Source organism: Flagellimonas sp. ABD4_174 (assembly GCF_056160185.1).
In genome coordinates this window covers 21,974-40,437 of sequence record NZ_JBSWWP010000001.1, presented here as the reverse complement: position 1 = coordinate 40,437, position 18,464 = coordinate 21,974, and the positions used below count along the sequence as shown (strand labels likewise).

At 43.0% G+C, this 18,464-nt stretch carries 15 protein-coding genes and 1 riboswitch; of the genes, 1 reads left to right on the top strand and 14 read right to left on the bottom strand.

Features of this window, described 5'->3' with window-relative positions; genetic code table 11:
* Positions 1 to 70: 70 nt before the first annotated feature.
* From ACXAFK_RS00155 to ACXAFK_RS00120, 8 genes are all read right to left on the bottom strand, one after another.
* Positions 71 to 490 carry an HYC_CC_PP family protein gene (locus ACXAFK_RS00155; RefSeq protein ID WP_192461037.1) on the bottom strand — a complete coding sequence of 140 codons (420 nt, stop codon included), beginning with the start codon at positions 488 to 490 and terminating at the stop codon, positions 71 to 73.
* A gap of 58 nt (positions 491 to 548) precedes the next feature.
* On the bottom strand, positions 549 to 2,516 hold the full coding sequence (locus ACXAFK_RS00150; RefSeq protein WP_474956409.1) for a heavy metal translocating P-type ATPase: 1,968 nt from the start codon (positions 2,514 to 2,516) through the stop codon (positions 549 to 551).
* Complete coding sequence (locus ACXAFK_RS00145) at positions 2,516 to 2,887, bottom strand: DUF3703 domain-containing protein (protein ID WP_474956408.1); 372 nt, start codon at positions 2,885 to 2,887, stop codon at positions 2,516 to 2,518. Before ACXAFK_RS00145 ends, ACXAFK_RS00150 begins: the two co-directional genes overlap by 1 nt.
* Before the next feature lie 60 nt (positions 2,888 to 2,947).
* On the bottom strand, positions 2,948 to 3,364 hold the full coding sequence (locus tag ACXAFK_RS00140) for a Fur family transcriptional regulator (protein ID WP_474956407.1): 417 nt from the start codon (positions 3,362 to 3,364) through the stop codon (positions 2,948 to 2,950).
* 14 nt (positions 3,365 to 3,378) lie between these two features.
* Positions 3,379 to 4,578 carry an efflux RND transporter periplasmic adaptor subunit gene (locus ACXAFK_RS00135; RefSeq protein WP_474956406.1) on the bottom strand — a complete coding sequence of 400 codons (1,200 nt, stop codon included), beginning with the start codon at positions 4,576 to 4,578 and terminating at the stop codon, positions 3,379 to 3,381.
* A 1-nt stretch (position 4,579) separates the two neighbouring features.
* On the bottom strand, positions 4,580 to 8,923 hold the full coding sequence (locus tag ACXAFK_RS00130) for a CusA/CzcA family heavy metal efflux RND transporter (RefSeq protein WP_474956405.1): 4,344 nt from the start codon (positions 8,921 to 8,923) through the stop codon (positions 4,580 to 4,582).
* Between the two features lie 123 nt (positions 8,924 to 9,046).
* Entirely contained in the window at positions 9,047 to 9,346 is a 300-nt protein-coding gene (locus ACXAFK_RS00125) for a DUF6660 family protein (RefSeq protein WP_474956404.1), read from the bottom strand.
* Positions 9,347 to 9,413: 67 nt separating this feature from the next.
* Positions 9,414 to 10,628: a phage integrase SAM-like domain-containing protein gene (locus ACXAFK_RS00120; protein WP_474956403.1), complete on the bottom strand. Its 1,215-nt coding sequence runs from the start codon at positions 10,626 to 10,628 to the stop codon at positions 9,414 to 9,416.
* A 753-nt stretch (positions 10,629 to 11,381) separates the two neighbouring features.
* Between ACXAFK_RS00120 and ACXAFK_RS00115 the strand changes: the two genes are divergently transcribed.
* Entirely contained in the window at positions 11,382 to 13,559 is a 2,178-nt protein-coding gene (locus ACXAFK_RS00115) for a TonB-dependent receptor (protein WP_474956402.1), read from the top strand.
* 163 nt (positions 13,560 to 13,722) lie between these two features.
* Here ACXAFK_RS00115 and ACXAFK_RS00110 read toward each other — a convergent pair whose 3' ends face one another.
* The 6 genes from ACXAFK_RS00110 to ACXAFK_RS00085 form a co-directional block, all read right to left on the bottom strand.
* Entirely contained in the window at positions 13,723 to 14,703 is a 981-nt protein-coding gene (locus tag ACXAFK_RS00110; RefSeq protein ID WP_474956401.1) for a transporter, read from the bottom strand.
* 4 nt (positions 14,704 to 14,707) lie between these two features.
* On the bottom strand, positions 14,708 to 15,754 hold the full coding sequence (locus tag ACXAFK_RS00105; RefSeq protein WP_474956400.1) for a cytochrome-c peroxidase: 1,047 nt from the start codon (positions 15,752 to 15,754) through the stop codon (positions 14,708 to 14,710).
* Positions 15,755 to 15,765: 11 nt separating this feature from the next.
* Entirely contained in the window at positions 15,766 to 16,563 is a 798-nt protein-coding gene (locus ACXAFK_RS00100) for an MbnP family protein (RefSeq protein WP_474956399.1), read from the bottom strand.
* Between the two features lie 157 nt (positions 16,564 to 16,720).
* Positions 16,721 to 17,092, bottom strand: coding sequence for a hypothetical protein (locus ACXAFK_RS00095; RefSeq protein WP_420485394.1), 372 nt, complete (start codon positions 17,090 to 17,092; stop codon positions 16,721 to 16,723).
* A 67-nt stretch (positions 17,093 to 17,159) separates the two neighbouring features.
* Entirely contained in the window at positions 17,160 to 17,651 is a 492-nt protein-coding gene (locus tag ACXAFK_RS00090; RefSeq protein WP_474956398.1) for a PAS domain-containing protein, read from the bottom strand.
* 19 nt (positions 17,652 to 17,670) lie between these two features.
* Complete coding sequence (locus tag ACXAFK_RS00085; RefSeq protein WP_369885342.1) at positions 17,671 to 18,054, bottom strand: acyl-CoA thioesterase; 384 nt, start codon at positions 18,052 to 18,054, stop codon at positions 17,671 to 17,673.
* A gap of 161 nt (positions 18,055 to 18,215) precedes the next feature.
* Positions 18,216 to 18,419: riboswitch (cobalamin riboswitch) on the bottom strand.
* Between the last annotated feature and the right edge of the window lie 45 nt (positions 18,420 to 18,464).

The window sequence follows — 18,464 nt, the reverse complement described above, 5'->3', positions numbered from 1 at the left end:
TGAAAATCGAATACAACAAAATGTGCCCTAAACGGAATTACCGCAGGGCTGGAAGGTTACTGTCTAAAAATCAAATTAAATAGGTCTCGTAAAGTATCTGAACGTCCCGTTCAATAAAGGGGGGCGAGTAATCCTTGAAGGGAACGATGTTTTCATCAAGTCCTTCAAAGAGATTGATATAGGTGTAGAAAAATGTGGCAACGAAAGTCTGTTGCTCGAATGTCAGTTTGTTGAATGAAGTTTTTAGGTCGTCTTGTCCTTCCTTGACAATCTGTTGGTCGGTACAACAAGATTTTTCGGTCATCGAAGGATTTTCACAGCTTTTGGCCGGCTGTGCTTTTTCCATCCCACAACCTTCGGCTTTTGTAAAAAGACTAAAATCGACCAGAGAGTCCCCACAATAGTGCATATCCACCGTATACGACATCGTAGTTAACATCACTACAAAAGCCATCAAAACGGATAATATTTTATGGAAAACCTTTTTCATCGATGCAAAATTACAAAATTTTAACAGTTTTTGTTGGGTTTAACGGAATTTTAATCAACTAGCCCCAACTCTTTTTCTGCAACCGCACCGCATTAAAAATTGCCAATAATGCTACCCCAACATCGGCAAAGACCGCTTCCCACATTGTGGCAAGTCCACCTGCGCCCAGAATAAGCACGATAATTTTTACCCCGAATGCCAAACCGATATTCTGCCAAACAATTTTTCGGGTAGAACGACCGATTTTAACCGCCGTGGCAATCTTGCTTGGTTGGTCGGTCTGTATGATGACATCTGCGGTTTCGATGGCCACATCGCTTCCCAAACCGCCCATTGCGATACCCACATTGCTTGCAGCGAGTACGGGCGCATCATTGATGCCATCACCCATAAAGGCAACTGTGGTGTCAGGTTTTTTTTTCAGTTCTTCAACCTCGGTCAGTTTATCTTCCGGTAGTAGACCTCCTTTTGCCCAATCGATATTCAATTCTTTGGAAACCTTTTGGGTAATGGAATCCTTGTCGCCCGAGAGCATTATGATTTTAGAGATACCCGCCTCTCGTATCTGTTTGATGGCTTGGTGGGCATCTTCCTTCAGTTCATCGGCAATCGTCACATATCCGGCAAATTTTTTATCGATGGCTACCATTACTATGGATTCGACTATGGTATCGGTTTCAGAGGGAACTTCGATGCCGTTGGAAACCATCAAAGCCTTATTGCCGACCAATACTTGCTTTCCGTTGACCGTACCTTTCAGTCCTTTTCCTGCCACTTCGGAAACTTCGGTCGCTTCAAAATCGGCACCATCGGCCTTATATTCCAGAATTGCCTTTGCAATGGGATGGGTGGATTGTTCTTCCATCGCCATCAGATATTGCATAAATTCCGCTTCTGCAAAAGCGGATTTGTTGACCACTTCCTTAATCTTGAAAACCCCTTTTGTGACGGTACCCGTCTTGTCCATTACCACGGTATTCACCTTGGTCATCGCATCGAGAAAGGATGCACCCTTGAACAAAATCCCGTTGCGAGAAGCCGCACCAAGGCCACCGAAATAGCCCAAGGGAATGGATATGACCAAGGCACAGGGACAGGAAATCACCAAGAATATCAGGGCACGATAAACCCAATCGCGAAATACGTAATCATCCACGAAGAAATAGGGCAAAAATGTCAGTCCGATGGCAAGGAAAACCACAATGGGCGTATAAATCCTGGCAAATTTTCTGATAAACAGTTCCGTCTTTGATTTTCGGGCGGTGGCATTCTGCACCATATCCAGAATCCGGGCGATGGAACTGTCCTTAAATTCCTTGGTAGTTTTTACTTCAATGACCCCATCCAAATTGATGCTTCCCGCATAGACTTTTTCGCTCTTGGCGATGGTATCGGGTTTGCTTTCACCGGTAATGGCAGCCGTGTTCAGCGATGCTTTTTCTGAAAGTAAAATGCCGTCCAAAGGAATTTTTTCGCCTACGCGAACCTGAATTCTTTCACCAATCTCAACTGTTTCGGGATTGACCGAAACGAAATCCCCATTTCGGAAAACCAAAGCCTCATCAGGTCGAGCATCCAAAAGTGCCTTTATATTTCCCTTCGCCCGATTTACCGCTGCGTTCTGGAACAGTTCGCCCACGGCATAAAATAGCATTACGGCCACACCTTCGGGATATTCGCCTATGGCAAATGCCACCAAGGTAGCAATGGACATCAGAAAAAATTCCGTAAAAAAATCACCGTTCCTGATACTGTTCCAGCCCTCTTTAATGACCGGAAACCCTACGGGAATGTAAGCTACGGTATACCAAATAATCCGAAGCCATCCCTTGAAGAATGGAAACGTATCAAAATAATCAACGGCAATACCAATAATCAGCATAACAAAGCTGAAAATAGCGGGTAGGTAGGTCTTAAAATTGGATGCTTCTTCGTGACTACTATGGTTGTGTCCATCATTGTGACTGTGCTCACCTTGATGTTCTTTCGGGTCTAAATCCCGTAAGTTTACTTTTTTCTTTTTCATTACATTTTTCGGTATTTCTTTAAAATTTTGGCTAAGTCTTCGGGCATTTCCATTCTTTTCAAAGGCGGTACGTTACTACCACCCGTATTGCCAATAGGTACGTGGTCAATAAATGATTTCCAGCCACCAACCAAAAGACGCAACACCTGACCCAGAACTTCTTTTGTGTTTCGCTGGCGGAACCCGAATTTTAACATTAGCCAATGGGTATAGGTATGCTCTAACGGGTAAGATTGGCCGAGAATATGGGAACGTTCAAGATGGTGCCAAGCTTGGGGCAGATTCCCACTTTGCAAAGAAGAACGATATAGGCTCACTTCATCTAAATAAAGTGCTCTAAGGCCTATTGGTATGGTGGTATTAAATTTCATAATTTATAATTCATTTTTAAAGTGCAAGGTATGTATCTGACCTATGCAACGGAAGTGCATTTATTGTCCGCTGCATTTGTCGCAAATGCCCTTCAGCACTAAATTGGCATCCTCTGCCACAAAGCCTTCCGGCAGGTTGATATGCGGAATCTTATGTTCGGTCAGGCAAACGGTCTCATCGCAATTGTTACAATGGAAATGCAGGTGCAAATCTTGTTCAAGTTCACAATTGCAGCCCGGTTCGCATAGCGCATATTTTTGTACGCCCGCGCCGTCATCAATCTGGTGTACCACGCCTTGTTTTTCAAAGGTTTTTAGGGTTCTGAAAAGGGTAGTTCGGTCCGCTTTCGCGAAAGCCATCTCAATATCGGTGAGCGAGGTTGCCACGTCCTTTTCCGCAAGGTATTTGTAGATAAGTATTCTCATCGCCGTGGGGCGAACGCCATTGTCATTCAGTTTTTTTTCTATTTCTTTCATTGTACTTGTAGTATTTAATGACTGTGTTCGGCTTCGCCCTTTTTTAGTTCCGCCATTAGATAATAAGCGTTGTTTATGGCGTACTGCGTATTTGGTTCTTGTTCGCCCAAAAAATCAATGGCAATCCAATCGCCATCGTGGGTGCCTTTGGTGACTTCAATGGGTTTGAATGACCAATCATCACCTTCTTTTTCTGCTGAGAACACAAAAAACCGTTCGCTATCCGCGGCTATGGCAGCTTCGGGCATCGCCTTAGTTTGTGTATTTTCCGTTTGGATGCACCCCTGAATGTACATCCCGGGAATCAGGTTGCCTTCCTTGTTCTCAATTTCGGCGTGTACGTGAATCGCCTTCGGGTTTTGTTCAAAGGTCTTTCCTACGGAATAGATTTCGGCAGTCAGTTCCTTTTCGGGAATTGACTGTACATTGAAAACCACTTTTTGGCCTTCCTTAACCTTATGGACATCCTTTTCAAAAACCATCAGGTCTGCGTGTACGTGATGGGTGTCCACAATTTCCATTAGGTCGGTCTGCGGATCCACGTACTGGCCGGTTTTTATGGCTACTTTTTCCACAAACCCTTCGATGGGACTTCTAAGTGCCACCCGCTGATATATAGTACCGTTCCGCACACCGGATGCACTAATGCTCAATTGTTGCAGTTGTGCTTCAAGGCCATTGACCTTACTTCGGGATGCCTGATATTCGGCTTCCGCTTTTTGAAAGTTGGCACCGCTGCCCACGCCTTCATCATACAATGTTTTTTGCCGTTCATATTCTTTCTTGAGAAACTGGCTATTGCTGAACGCATCGAGATAATCGGTCTGTTTTTCGATGATATTGGGGTGTGACAAATAGGCGACGGTCTGCCCCTTGCTGACCTTATCGCCCTCAATGACCTCGATGGAAACCACGTTGGCACCCACTACTGTTGTGACAGTAGCCTCGTTCTGTGGCGGGACTTCCAACTGCCCGTTGGCTTCTACGTACCCGCTCATATTCCGCATTTTCAGGGTATCTATTTCCATTTGCAGGGCATCGAACTGTTTGGCCGTAAGCATTACTTCCTCGGCTTCGCCCTCGGAATGTTCGTTTTCCGTTTCCACATTGGCTTTGTTGTTCTCTGCGGATTCTTTTTTGGATTCGCCACAAGCGGTCAACGCCAAAAGCATCGCCAACAAACCAATAACTGTGTATTTTGATAAATTCTTCATTTTATTGCTTGAAATATTGTAGTTCGAAAACTGATTTAAGATAATTGTCGAGTGTTTCCAGCGCATCCATTTCCGTCTGTATTGCATCTCTTATAATTTGGGTGAATGCGGCATAATCCACGGCACCTTCCTTATACGCTAACAATGCGCCCTGTCGCTGTTCCTCGGCAAGTGGTAAGGCCTTGTCCTTATAGAATTGCCACGATGCTTCCCATTTTAGATAGGCTTGCAACGCTTGTTGGTATTCTGATTGCAATTGCCGTTTTACAAAGGCTGCATTGGTCTCGGCAATTTCGCTTTGGATTTTGGCTGCCTTGGCCTGACTGCGTTCCGTACCGGTAAATAATGGAAGGGATATTCCTGCCTGGTAGGTATAGAACCCGCTACTGCCGTTCACCCGTTGCAGTCCGCCTTGAAGGTTGAGATTGGGCAACAAATCGGAACGTTCAGCTTGGTAGCTGGCTTGGGCTTCCTCAATCCGCTTTTGCGAAAGTTCCAGTTCTGGATGGGTTTCTATTCTTTCAGGTAAGCCCAATATGGCTACTTCGCTTTCATCCAACCTATCGGGAACGGTATAGAACGTGTCGGAAACCAACCAAAGATTGAGCTTCTGAAGGGCAATGGCGTAATCACTTTCGGCCTGTTGCAGTTTATTGGTGATTTGCAACGCCTGATTGGTTGCCGATGAATATTCCAAACGTGAAATAGCTTCAACTTTATAGTTTAGTTCAATGGCTTTTTCAAATTGAGAATAGATGGAATCCAGTTCACGGTAGAGTTCAAATTTCTGCCGTTGCTGATAGGCCTCTGACCACGCCTTTTTCACTTCCTGTTCCACTTGAAGTGCGGATAGGTCAAATGCAGTTTCCGCCAAGGCGATACGCTGTTTTTGCAACCGCTTCTTTGCACCGATACCGAATAGATTGATGTTCTGTTGGCCTACGCCTACTATGGTATAGATGCCCTGGCCATCCGAAACTTCCTCACCGCCCGTGAACACTTGGGTATTCCCTAAATCATAGGCCGTGCCCTTTAAAGCGTTTTGCTTTTGGATTTCCAACTGTTTGGTTTTCAAGAGTGGATAGTTTTCCTTGGAAATTTCAACCGCCTGTTCCAACGTAACAACGGGTAGCATATCGTTATTTTGAACTTGCTGCGCTTCTACTTCTGCGAAAGCAAAAAAGAAACAAACCACCGCAGAAGCGGTTACGATTTTTGAATTGACCTTTACCTTACGTCCCGAACGTTTTTCTACCCATTGATAGAAAATGGGAAGAATAAAAAGGGTCAGCAATGTGGATGTAATCAATCCACCAATAACGACTGTCGCCAATGGTCGCTGAACTTCCGCCCCCGCGGATGCGGAAATCGCCATTGGTAGAAACCCAAGGATATCGGTAAAAGCCGTGAGCATTATGGGGCGCACCCGTCGTTTAGTGCCCTCGATGATACGTTCTTTCAAATCGGTGACACCTTCCTCTTTCAGTTCGTTGAGCCCACTTATCATTACCAATCCGTTCAGTACGGCAACCCCAAAAAGCACAATGAAACCGACCCCTGCGGAAATACTAAACGGCATATCCCTGAGCCAGAGAGCGAACACACCGCCTATGGTGGCCATAGGGATGGCCAGATAAATCATCAGGGTCTGCGGAAAGGACTTAAGTGCGAAATAAATCAGGATGAAAATGAGCAACAAGGCTATGGGGACAACGGTCTGTAACCTATTGCTGGCCCGTTCCAGATTTTCAAAGGCACCACCGTAGCGTATGTAGTAGCCTGCGGGCAACTCAAACTGCGCATCCAGTCTTGCCTGAATGTCCTCGACAACCGACTTTACGTCCCTGTCACGGATGTTGATGCCCACATACGTTCTACGGTTGGTGTTGTCCCGGCTTATCTGCATCGGTCCGGGTTCATAGCTTACTTCGGCGATTTCCCGTAAGGGTATCTGGGAACCGTTGGGCAGATTGATGAAGAGGTTTTGAACATCCTCGATATCCTGGCGGTTTTCCTTTTGCAATCTAACTACCAAATCGAATCGCTTTTCGCCCTCGAAAATCACACCTGCCTTACCGCCCGCAAATGCGGCCTGCACCACATTGTTAAGTTGGTCGATTTCCAGGCCGTACTGTGCCACTTTGTTTCGGTTGTAATCAATGGTAATTTGCGGCAGTCCATCGGTGGCCTCGACTTTCATATCGGCAACACCGGGAACCATCGCAATGATTTTGCCCATTTCTTCGGCCTTACTTGCCAGCACATCCAAATCCTCACCGAACAGCTTGATAGCAACGTCTTCACGAACGCCTGTAAGTAGTTCATTAAAGCGCATTTCGATGGGTTGGGTAAACTCAAAATTGACACCGGGAACGATGCTAATGGCATCTTTCATCTTTTTGACCAGTTCATCTTTACTTTCCGCAGAGACCCATTCATCGGTTGGCTTTAGGATGACAAAAACATCGGCAATATCCATCGGCATAGGGTCGGTCGGAACATCGGCCACACCGATACGGCTAAGGACGGTTTCCACCTCGGGAAATTCCGCCTTGACGATGCGTTCTATCTTGGTGGTGGTCTCAATGGTTTCCGAGAGTGAACTTCCGGGTTTCAAAATGGCGTGAAAGGCGATGTCGCCCTCGTCCAATTGTGGAATGAACTCACCGCCCATTCTGGTAAAGACAAATATGGTCACCGCAAAAAGGGCAAGTGCAATACCCACGACTATTTTTCCCTTTGAAAGTGCCTTCGTAAGCAAGGGTTCGTATTTTCTTTCTATCCAATGCACGAACCTATCGCCATAAGACTTCTTCTCGGTTTTCGGTGATCGTAGGAACAGGGCGGATACCATCGGCACATAGGTCAGGCAGAGCAGCATCGCACCAATCATTGCAAAGATGAACGTGTGTGCCATTGGCTGGAACATCTTGCCCTCGACGCCTTCCAACGCCAATATGGGAAGGAATACTATAAGGATGATAAGTTGACCGAAAAATGCTGCATTCATCATTTTTTTGGAAGCCTTGGCAGCAATATCATCCCGTTTTTCCGAACTGACCGTATTCTTTTTAGCCACGTAAGAATACATTAGGAACACCGTGGCTTCCACAATGATTACCGCACCGTCCACGATGATACCGAAATCGATGGCCCCCAAGCTCATCAGGTTGGCCCAGACATCAAATACGTTCATCAATATAAAGGCAAACAGCAGCGATAAGGGAATGGTCGAGGCCACAATCAGTCCACCACGCCAGTTCCCTAAAAGCAGTACCAGCACGAAGATGACGATAAGGCCGCCTTCCAATAGGTTTGTGGTCACCGTTCCCGTGGTTTCGGCAATCAGTTCGCTGCGGTCGAGGAACGGTTTGATGACCACGCCTTTAGGCAATGATTGCTGAATCTGTTCCATTCGCTGGGTCACGTTTTCGATGACCTCGTTGGAATTTGCCCCTTTCAGCATCAGAATCATCCCACCAACGGCCTCGCCCTTACCATCTTTGGTCAATGCACCATAGCGCACCGCACTTCCGATACGTACAGTTCCCACATCCTTGATTTTAATGGGAATACCCTCAACGGTCTTGACGACCATATTTTCAATATCCGAAACACTTCTGGCGAGACCCTCGCCACGGATAAAATTGGCCTGATGGTTACGCTCGATATAGGCACCACCCGTATTCTGGTTGTTGCTTTCAAGGGTCTGGAAGACGTCTGAAATGGTAATGCCAATGGCGCGCAACTCGTCTGGGTCGACGGCCACTTCGTATTGTTTTTTGTTCCCACCAAATGCATTCACTTCCACAACACCGGGAACCATCGCCATTTGCCTGCGGACAATCCAATCCTGAATTGTTCGCAGTTCGGTAGCCGAGTAGTCGTCTTGGTATCCTTCTTCAACTTCAAGCGTGTACTGGTAGATTTCGCCCAACCCCGTTGAGATTGGCCCGATGGACGGTTGGCCAAAACCTTCGGGAATCTGTTCGCGTACTTCGGTCAGTTTTTCGGAAACGAGCTGTCGAGGTAGGTAGGTTCCCATATCATCATCGAAAACAACCGTTACCACGGAAAGTCCGAAACGAGATACCGAGCGGATTTCCTTAACGTCCGGTAAGTTGCTCATCGCCACTTCCACGGGATAGGTCACGAACTGCTCTATATCCTCTGTACCCAAATTGGGCGATTGCGTGATGACCTGTACCTGATTATTCGTAATATCCGGCACAGCATCAATGGGAACCTGGGTCATACTGTAGATACCGGCACCGATAAGTGTCAAGGTGAGCAGACCGATAATAAATTTGTTATTGATTGAAAAATCAATGATTCTGTTAATCATAAAAGAATGGTATTAATTCAGTTGAAATATTGAGGTGCATTCACGAGCAAGCGCAAACATACCTTTGAAGTTTTCAAAAGTTGAAAACTTCAAAACCGGATATAGCTATCCTGTAAAACTGAATTAAACCTGTGGGGGCTGAAAGAGAGAGAAAGTAATATCCTTACCTATACTGTCGAAGTGGGCAAAGTTATCCTGAGGAATGGTCGCTTGAAGCGGTTCGAAGTTAGCAATACCAAAGTGTATGGTGTGAACGTGACAGCAATGGCACTGGCAGAACGGTGAGCAAAGTTCACAATCATCCCCGTGGTCACCGTCAAAATCAACTACCGAGACGGTTTGGGAATCGTCGGCAACATTCTCTGAATCGCTACAAGGCACTAAATTGAGCGCCAAGAAGTAAATCGATAGTATGATTGCCATAACTTTCACGATGCAAAGATAACAGAATTTCGGTGCAACGGGGTTGCAAAATAAAATAGACACCCGTTTAAAAATTCACGACACTTTCAAGTGCATTATCCGCATCTTTATGAATAAAGTTGGATTGATACTTGATTGTTGTAGTTATGGAAGAATGCCTATAAAGTTTCTGAAGCATTTTTATGGGAATCCTATCCTCTGAGATATGCCCAAAGCTATGCCTTGCTATGTGCATAGTCACTTTTTTGTTTATCCCGGCTTTTAAGGCAGCATCCTTTAGATATTTATTGAATTTCTTATTAGCTGTCTTGACTTTGGCATATACATCTTTCGGGTCTTTAAGGTTGGCTTTTTTCATTTCAGGGAACACAAAATCATCATCACTATTTCTTCCATTACGATAATGTTCTAAAATGTCGTTCGCCTTTTCAGGTATTCTAAGGGATAATAATTTGGAATTTTTATCCATTCGATAATGAAGCCGTCCATCATAAATATCATTCCAACGAATTTTAAGGACATCGGCTGTTCTTATCCCGGCAAAGTAAAAACTGAAAAGCCAGACATTTCTAGCGTGCTTCTCATTCTCACTAAGATTTTCAACACTTTCTAATGATACAATTTCTTCTTTCTTAAGGCCTACTTTCTCAGTTTCAGGAAATTTTATACGTATTTTATCAGAGCCAAAAGGATAGAGTTTTTTATCAACAATCCCCATCTTGATTGCTCTATTATAAATGGTTCTAATAACTACAAGGTTGTTCACGATTGACCTTTCGGAAATCTTTCTGGTTGCCATTAAATAACCTTTGAATTTTCTTAGAAATTGTTCATCAATTTCTTGAAAGGTCAGCTGCCTTGATTTCACAAAACTCAAAACCTGGTTTACACGAGCTTTATCCGCAGAATGGCGTGCTAGTTTTTTGTTGGTTTCCAGTTCATTTAAAAATTCATTAGCCACCTCAAAAAAGCTGGTAGATTTGGACGAGCTATATAGCTTATTTTTAATCTGATTGGCAGTAATGTCTTTTTTTTCGGATTGTAGTTCCAATAACTTTTTACTGGCTTCGCTGAGCTTTGTGCTCAGTAAATTATTAAGCCTTGCAGCGTTTGGATGTGATTTCTTAACACGAATATTTTTTTCATCCCAATCTTTTATGTCAATATAGTGGCCGATGTAGTGATAATTGGAACTACGATTTTTTGTGATTCGAATAGCCAAAGGATAAAGACCTTCCTTATTTGGTTTTTTTCTTAGAACGATTTTTACATTTGAAGCCATATCCAGTGATTAATTTAGAATATAAAAATAATCAATTTTGGTACAACATAGGTACAACAAATTTTGATTTTAAAGCATATCAGATGATTTCAGAAAATATTAAAATACTTATAAACAGTTGATTATAAGATAAATTATTAAGAATTGACTAAAAATACACTGGATTCAAAATCCAGTGTCTTCGGACGTGTGGGTTCGATTCCCACCCAAGGTACAATTATAGACCCCGACAATCATAAATTGTCGGGGTCTTGTTGTTTTATTGCCTGCTTTAATTTGTCACTACATTCAAATGTTATGCAGTCAATAGCTATTTTTCATACTTTTGGATTATGAAAGTCTTGGCGGTCATCTTGTCCTTATTGATTGTGGTCCTGTCATCATTTCCATGTTGCCAGGACGATGATTTGTGCCCCGACTCCACATCTTTGGCCCACACGAAAGAGCATTGTGCGCACGATGATGTTCCACACGATGATGATTCTCATAAAAATCAATCACCTTGTTCCCCATTTTATAATTGTGGTCGATGTTCAGCATTTACTATAAGTTTAAGTTCAATTGATTTTTTGGCATACGAGCCGGAACCTGAGATTTTGCCAGTTCCGTATACTGAATCGTTTTCTAAAGAATTTTACTTTCTAGACTTTAAACCTCCCCGGATTTTTTGAAATATCAATAATTGTTAGTTCACAACTTTCTTGGTAATTCCTGTTAGACCAAGAACACAATCATTTCAAAAAATCAAATTAAATGAGATTTAAAATATTAATGGTACTGTCCCTGTTCGGGATGGTGTCCGCGTTTGCACAAAACATATTGGATGTGTCAGTTAAAGATTCCCATAGCAATGAACCCCTGATCGGTGTTACGGCCATTCTGGAATCCCTGGAAATAGGAGCAATTTCCGATGAGAATGGGAACATTCAAATAGAAAATATTCCTAATGGCACCTTTATATTACAGTTAAGCTATATAGGATATGCACCTATTAAAAAATCATTGACATTCCCATTGGATCCAGAATCACAGGGACAAATATTTGCCATGGTGCCACAAACGGAAGAAATGGAAGAGGTTACCCTGGTATCCACTAGGAGCACCCGAACCATTGAGGATATCCCGACGAGGGTGGAAGTAATTGCAGGGGAGGAGCTCTCCGAAAAAGGAAATATGAAACCGGGGGATATCCGTATGCTTTTAAATGAAAGTACCGGAATACGTACACAACAGACCTCGGCAACAAGTTATAATTCCAGTATCCGAATCCAGGGTTTGGATGGCAAGTACACGCAACTGCTACGGGATGGATTTCCATTGTACTCTGGATTTGCCAGTGGCCTAAGCCTAATGCAAATTGCTCCCTTGGATCTTAAACAAGTGGAGGTAATTAAGGGGTCCAGCTCCACTTTGTACGGTGGAGGCGCTATTGCTGGCTTGGTCAACCTTATTTCCAAAACCCCCGAAGACGCTCCTGAGCTTAGTTTTATGGCCAATGCTACTTCGGCACTCGGTTTGGATCTGAGCGGTTTTTATTCCCAAAAGTTTGATAAGGTCGGCACCACCGTGTTCGCTTCCTATAATTTAGGAACACCCTATGATCCAGCAGATATTGGATTAACAGCCATTCCAGAGTTTGATAGGGTCACCCTAAACCCAAAATTATATTGGTATTTGGATGAGAAGACCGAATTGATGTTGGGTGTGAATGCCATTTGGGAAGATCGTCTTGGCGGTAATATGGATTATGTCAAGGGTGACGAAGTGGTCGATCCTTATTTTGAATCGAACGAAACCGAAAGGCTCTCCACCCAGCTGGGGTTCAAACATTCTTTTAATGAACAAAACCGTTTAGAGCTCAAAAACAGTTTTAGTTTTTATGATAGAGCCATCCAGGTGCCGGATTTTACTTTTTCTGGTTATCAACGCTCATCTTTTAGTGAACTTAACTATGCCAACAATTCAGAAAGTGGATTGGAATGGGTGTTTGGGGCAAATCTTTGGACGGAATATTTTAATGATACCCGTGGCGATGAGTCCCAAGCTTTGGATCAATCCTACCAGATACTTGGATTGTTTGCCCAAAATGTATGGCCCATTGATGAAACTTTGTCCTTGGAAACCGGTTTTCGCGCGGATTTCCATTCTGATTATGGCGCAATGGCCCTGCCCAGATTATCCGTACTCTTTGAACCCAGCCAATCCCTCACCTTTAGATTGGGGGGCGGAATGGGCTACAAAACGCCCACTGTGTTTACCGAAGATGCCGAACGGGTACAGTTTAGGAATGTATTGCCCATTGATGTGGACCAGACCGATCTTGAAAGGTCCATCGGGGGTAATTTTGATGTAAACTATAAATGGACACCTTTTCCCGGTGTGGTTATGACCCTGAACACTTTGCTTTTTTATACCAAAATTTATGACCCTATGGTATTGGAATTAACCGATAGTGGATACTATACTTTTTTACAACCAGATGGCTATGTGGATACCCGTGGGGCAGAGGTGAACTTGAAAGTGAAGCATGGGGATTTTAAATTGTTCACCGGATATACCCATGCCAATGTAAAACAACATCAAAATGGTACTGTAACCGATTTTCCATTGGTGGCCAAACATCGTCTAAACAATGTATTGATGTATGAAAAAGAAGAGAAATTTTGGGTGGGATTGGAAGCCTATTATTATAGCCCCCAAAAGTTGAGCACAGGAGAAACGGGGCAATCCTATTGGATAATGGGACTCATGAGTGAAAAGAAGTTTGGTGATAAATTTTCAATCTTTCTGAATTTTGAGAACTTTTTGGATACTCGCCAAACACGATTTGACCAAATATATACGGGAAGCCTCAATGACCCACAGTTTACTGATATTTATGCGCCAGTAGATGGGTTTGTAGTAAATGGTGGAGTGAAAATCAAGCTTTAGCCAAAACCCGATTTAATGGAATGAAGCTGCCTAAAAAGTCGATTTACGCCAAACTGAACTTGATTGAGTGTCTCATCATAATTTGCGAATCAGCATAATGGGACATCGAATTGAATTTAGAATGATGTATTTCCGAACATTTTAGTCAGCTTCATTTTTTGTGTCAAATATTGATATTAAGGTACACGGAAAACCTGTTTTTAACCTCTACCTTTCCATTGTTCAGGTCCTGTGCAATGGGCAACATGGTATAAACGCCCAGTGCGTATTGTTTAAAATTCACTTCGACGCCCAATTTGCCAAAAAAAGCATTTCCCCCCGTATCTGCTACCTCTAAACCATATGCTTCGTTTTTATCAAAATATTCGCCGCCAACACCAAGCTGGGGGGTTAACGCAAAATTAGTCCCAAAATAATAGGTTTTGTAGGTGTTGAGAGCGTAATTAAACTGATTTCCAAAACGATATTCTTTATCGTTTTTCGACTTAATGGTGTAATTGGCCATCACGGACAAGCCCCAATTTCTATGGGAGATACCATAATTGGCGGCCAACAAATAATCCCAGCTGCCAGTTCCCAATTGAAAACTGGGGTTGACACTGCCTTCAAGGTTTGCTTCATCAAACTTGCCTGTGGGCATTTTAACACCACCTCCCAATTGCAAAGTATGTCGGGGTTTGATTGAGATAATGCTATCCGGGGTTTGTTTCAGTATTTGATAGAACCCAAGAATGGTAGCATCGCCAATTCCGTTGATGCTTTGTTCCGTATAATCTGCAAATTCCCTGGAATGGAACTGATAGGGGAGTACGGCATTGATGATAAAACGCTCTCCAAGTGGAATCTGTGTCCATAATTGTAGGGTATTGAAGTGCTCATCAATCCACGGCGAATTGGCAAAAATACCATCACGGGACTGATAACGCTGGGCTATATACCTGAGCCCTATGAAATTGTTGTTCAATCCGGTGCCAAAACCCATGCTTCCGCCATTTCCGCTACAGCCGCAAGTATCGCAAAATTCATCGAACATCATTAGGGTTGCCGATGTGGTTTTGGTACATGGATTTACGAGTGTTTTATTGGATGTCCCGGTATGGATTCCTAAAATCAATAAAAAAAGTAGTGTTATGTAAATTTTCATAAGGTTAGTATTCGGCGAATCTTTCGTCATTAATAAATTCTTGATCGGTAAGGGTATTTAAAAAGGCGATCAGGGCTAGTTTTTCTGTTTCGACCAGAGAAATTCCCAGACCTTCATCTGTTTTTAACAAGGGGTCCAGCGTGGGTGAGTCCTGTACCCCATTTTGATAGAAGTTCAGTACGGACTCCAAGCTTCCAAATCTACCATCGTGCATGTATGGGGCGGTCAGGGCCACATTCCTTAAACTGGGCACCTTGAACTTGTAATTGTCATCCGAACTGCCACTTACCAAAGCCCTTCCCAAATCATTGATATTTGGATTAGGGGGCAAGCCATTGTTCCTAAAACTTCCATCGGAAAACAGGTCGGAGGTGTGGCAGCTAGCGCATTTTTCTTTGAAAATAGACATACCGTGAAGTTCTTGGTCGGTCAAAGTAACCCCATCTTCGTTCCGTACATATTTGTCGTATTTGGAGTTATAAGAAACCATCATCACCATAAACTGTGCAATGGCTTTCAAAAAGTTCTCGTGGCTTACACCGCCTTCTTCAAAAGCGGCATTGAATGCATTTTGGTAATCGCCATCTTTCTGTAATTTTTGAAGAATTCCTGTCATGGTTTCTCCCATTTCCACCTCGTTTGTAATCGGGATTATGGGAAAAAGATCCAAGTGATTGGTGGCTCCGTCCCAAGCGAATTCCGAAAAGAAAGCCATGTTGGCAATCGAGGGAGTGTTTCGGGTTCCTTCTAAATCGTTTATGCCATGGCTAAATTGATGACCATGGTGCGTGAACGAAAATTTTTGTTCATGACAAAAACCACAGGATATAAAACCGTTTGCTGATAATTTGCCATCATAAAACAGTTTTTTTCCCAATTCAAAACCGAATTTGGTAGGAGGATTGGCTTCTGCATTATAGATCATTGGCGGAAAGTTTGAAGGTATGGTAACGGACAAGAGTTCGTTGTCACCAATACTCTGGTACTCCTCATCGTTTTGGCTGCAGGCAGATAACATCATTAGCAGGATTGCCCATATTAGATGTTTCATAGGTATAAAATCTAGTGTGAGCTTCCGTCTCCGTTGTGTACGTGATCCACAGTGAACATATTTGATGTGTTTGTGGCGATTAGGGGTGATTTTTCCTCGCTGACCATAATTACCGCTTGTTCGGTAAGCGATATTTTATGTTGTCCATCCAGTATATTGCCGGCATTGGCCACAATATGGATTATCGGGGTCATATCATCACTGACCAAGGCATCTGTTCCAAGGCTTAGCGTGGTTTCTTTGTAATTGTCCAAGCTGGAACCGTGACTTCCCATATGAATCTTAAAATTGGTGTCATCGGTAACCGTGGCCGAGGTAAACGTTCCCTCAAAATTCAGGAACTTGTAGCCAGCTTGCCAGGACCACATCATGTTATTGTTTTCAGCTTCGGTAAGGAGGTCTCCCTGTCCTTCGGCTCCCAAGAGATACTTTTCCTGGTCCACACCAATTCCAAACGTTATTGAAGTGTACTTGCCGGCAGGAACATCGTAAAGAACTACTTCTGTTTTTCCGGTTTCTTCGCTTGTTATAAAAAAGCCCGTATCCTTAGGATAGGTGAATATATTGCCATCTTCATCGGTCAGCCTAAAATTCCCGACAATGTAGTTCAGGCGTTCTATGGTCAAGGTCTCATTCTGGGAATTGGTGTAGGAAGACCCTAAAATAAGGTCGTCCGCGGATACGCTGTTGTCAAATTCAATTTTTACCATTCCGGTGCCGCTCAGTTGTGTGGAATCGTCATCGCTGCTACATGATGCCAATAAAATGGATAAAAATAATACGGTTGATAATTTATAAATTGATTTCATCTGTAATTCAAATAGTTATGAGTTGGGAATCCTCTGCTTAAAAGCCTCCCGGATTAAAAATGTTACATACATGTGCCAAGGGCACAATACTTAAAAGTATAGGCACAGTTGCTTTTTTCCCTTTAGGGAAATAGCACAACTATAAAAAAGGTCGGTGTTAACAAATGATGGGCGGGCGAAAAACCGAAGCTGTAAATTGGCGCGGTTTGCTCGAGGTAAATTCCGGTAACTGGTCGTTTTCCAAAGTTTGCGGAGTAAAATCGCAAAAAAGAATATCCACAAAGCCAATGGGATACTCTTTCATGTTAATAGAGGGTAGATTTTGCTTTTTTTCGTCTTGTTCTTCTTGCAACATTTTGGACAGATAGCACTTACCGTTACAGTTGAGCATTGGTTTGTCCTTGTTCACGCACAAATACTCGGCAATGTAGTCTTGGTTGACCACATACTCAAAAACAGGAAGTACGGGCCTTAACATGGCCATTACATACAAAAGTGTGAACAATATGGGAAGACTCCGCTGTTTCAAGAAAGATTTTTTGAACCTGTACAAATATAATCCACTTAATTGATAGATGTAAAAAAAGCTGCCTGTTTTAAGCAGCTTTTAGTTCTTTTTCCAAAGCTATGAAACAGGATAGTTTTTTTTGGGGGCTATAATGTGGCAATATTTTGATGTGACATAGATAAGGTTCGCCATTTTTGCGATAATTGATCACCGCGCCATCAAAACTGTGATGCGCGTTTAACTGTTCCCTAATTTCTTTTTTGATGGTTTTTGATGTTTCTTTTCCTTGTAAAAAGCTCGGTTTTTTTTGTAGCGCGTAATTTTTTTGATACCCTGTCATTTCTATAAAACCATCATTCACCCAAAGAATGGAATGGTCCGGGTCGGTAACGACCAGGGCGTCGTAGTTTTCCTTTATTATAAGACTCTGATTCTCTTGCGATATTTCCTCACCAAGCAGGTAGGTGATTTTCTTTAGGTCTGCTTCTTTTTTTAGGTTGCCCAATAACCTGTGATAGCTTTCCAAATAAAAATCAAAGCTTAGTAATGGGGATGCCTGGAGTTTGTTGTCTTTCGTCATTGTTTTGTTCTACGTTAAATTAAACCACTGGAATTGGTGTTTTGTCCTGGTTCAAGGCAACAAAGGTGAACTGGCCGCAGATGGCCTTTTCCCTTTGGCTGGAATACATTTCTTCCAAATAAATGTCCACTTGCACTTTTAAACTTTTGTTGCCCACCTTTATTACTTCGCCTATCAGTTCAATAATGGTACCTGCAGGAATTGGGTGGTCAAAATCTATACGATCTGTACTTACGGTCACCATTCGTTTTCTGCTGAACCGTGTTGCAGTAATAAAGGCAACCTCGTCCATTAGGCTAAGTGCGGTTCCGCCAAACAAGGTGTCGTAGTGGTTTACGGTATTGGGGAATACCGCTTTAAAAATGTTTGTTTTTGATCGCTGTATGCGTTCGCTGATTTCCATGGCAAAAGCTTTTATAAAATTGAACAATTAGATAAAAGCTCCTTAGCTCAACTTCGCAATGCCTTAAACAAGTGGAACGTGTGTGGAGTTTTGCCGGATAAGCCGGTGAAAGTTCAAACGTTCGACTTGCCCTTTACGCGAAGGCATCGTCAAAATCCTACAGAGTAGGAACGAAATGGGCAGGTATCCTGGCTTGTTCGATTTTTGCCACCTTCTCATCTTTTTTTGGGAAAGACAATGGTTTTTTGCAAAAACATACTATTCCAAAAACGGAATCGAACTTACAGTTGCGCGTCAGCTCGTGATTTACACACGATTCCCTTTTAATTCCGATATGTGTCGGAAACCCTATCGTTATGATAAAGAAATTAAGTAAAGAACTTATTTGGTGGTAAATGTATCGAAATTTG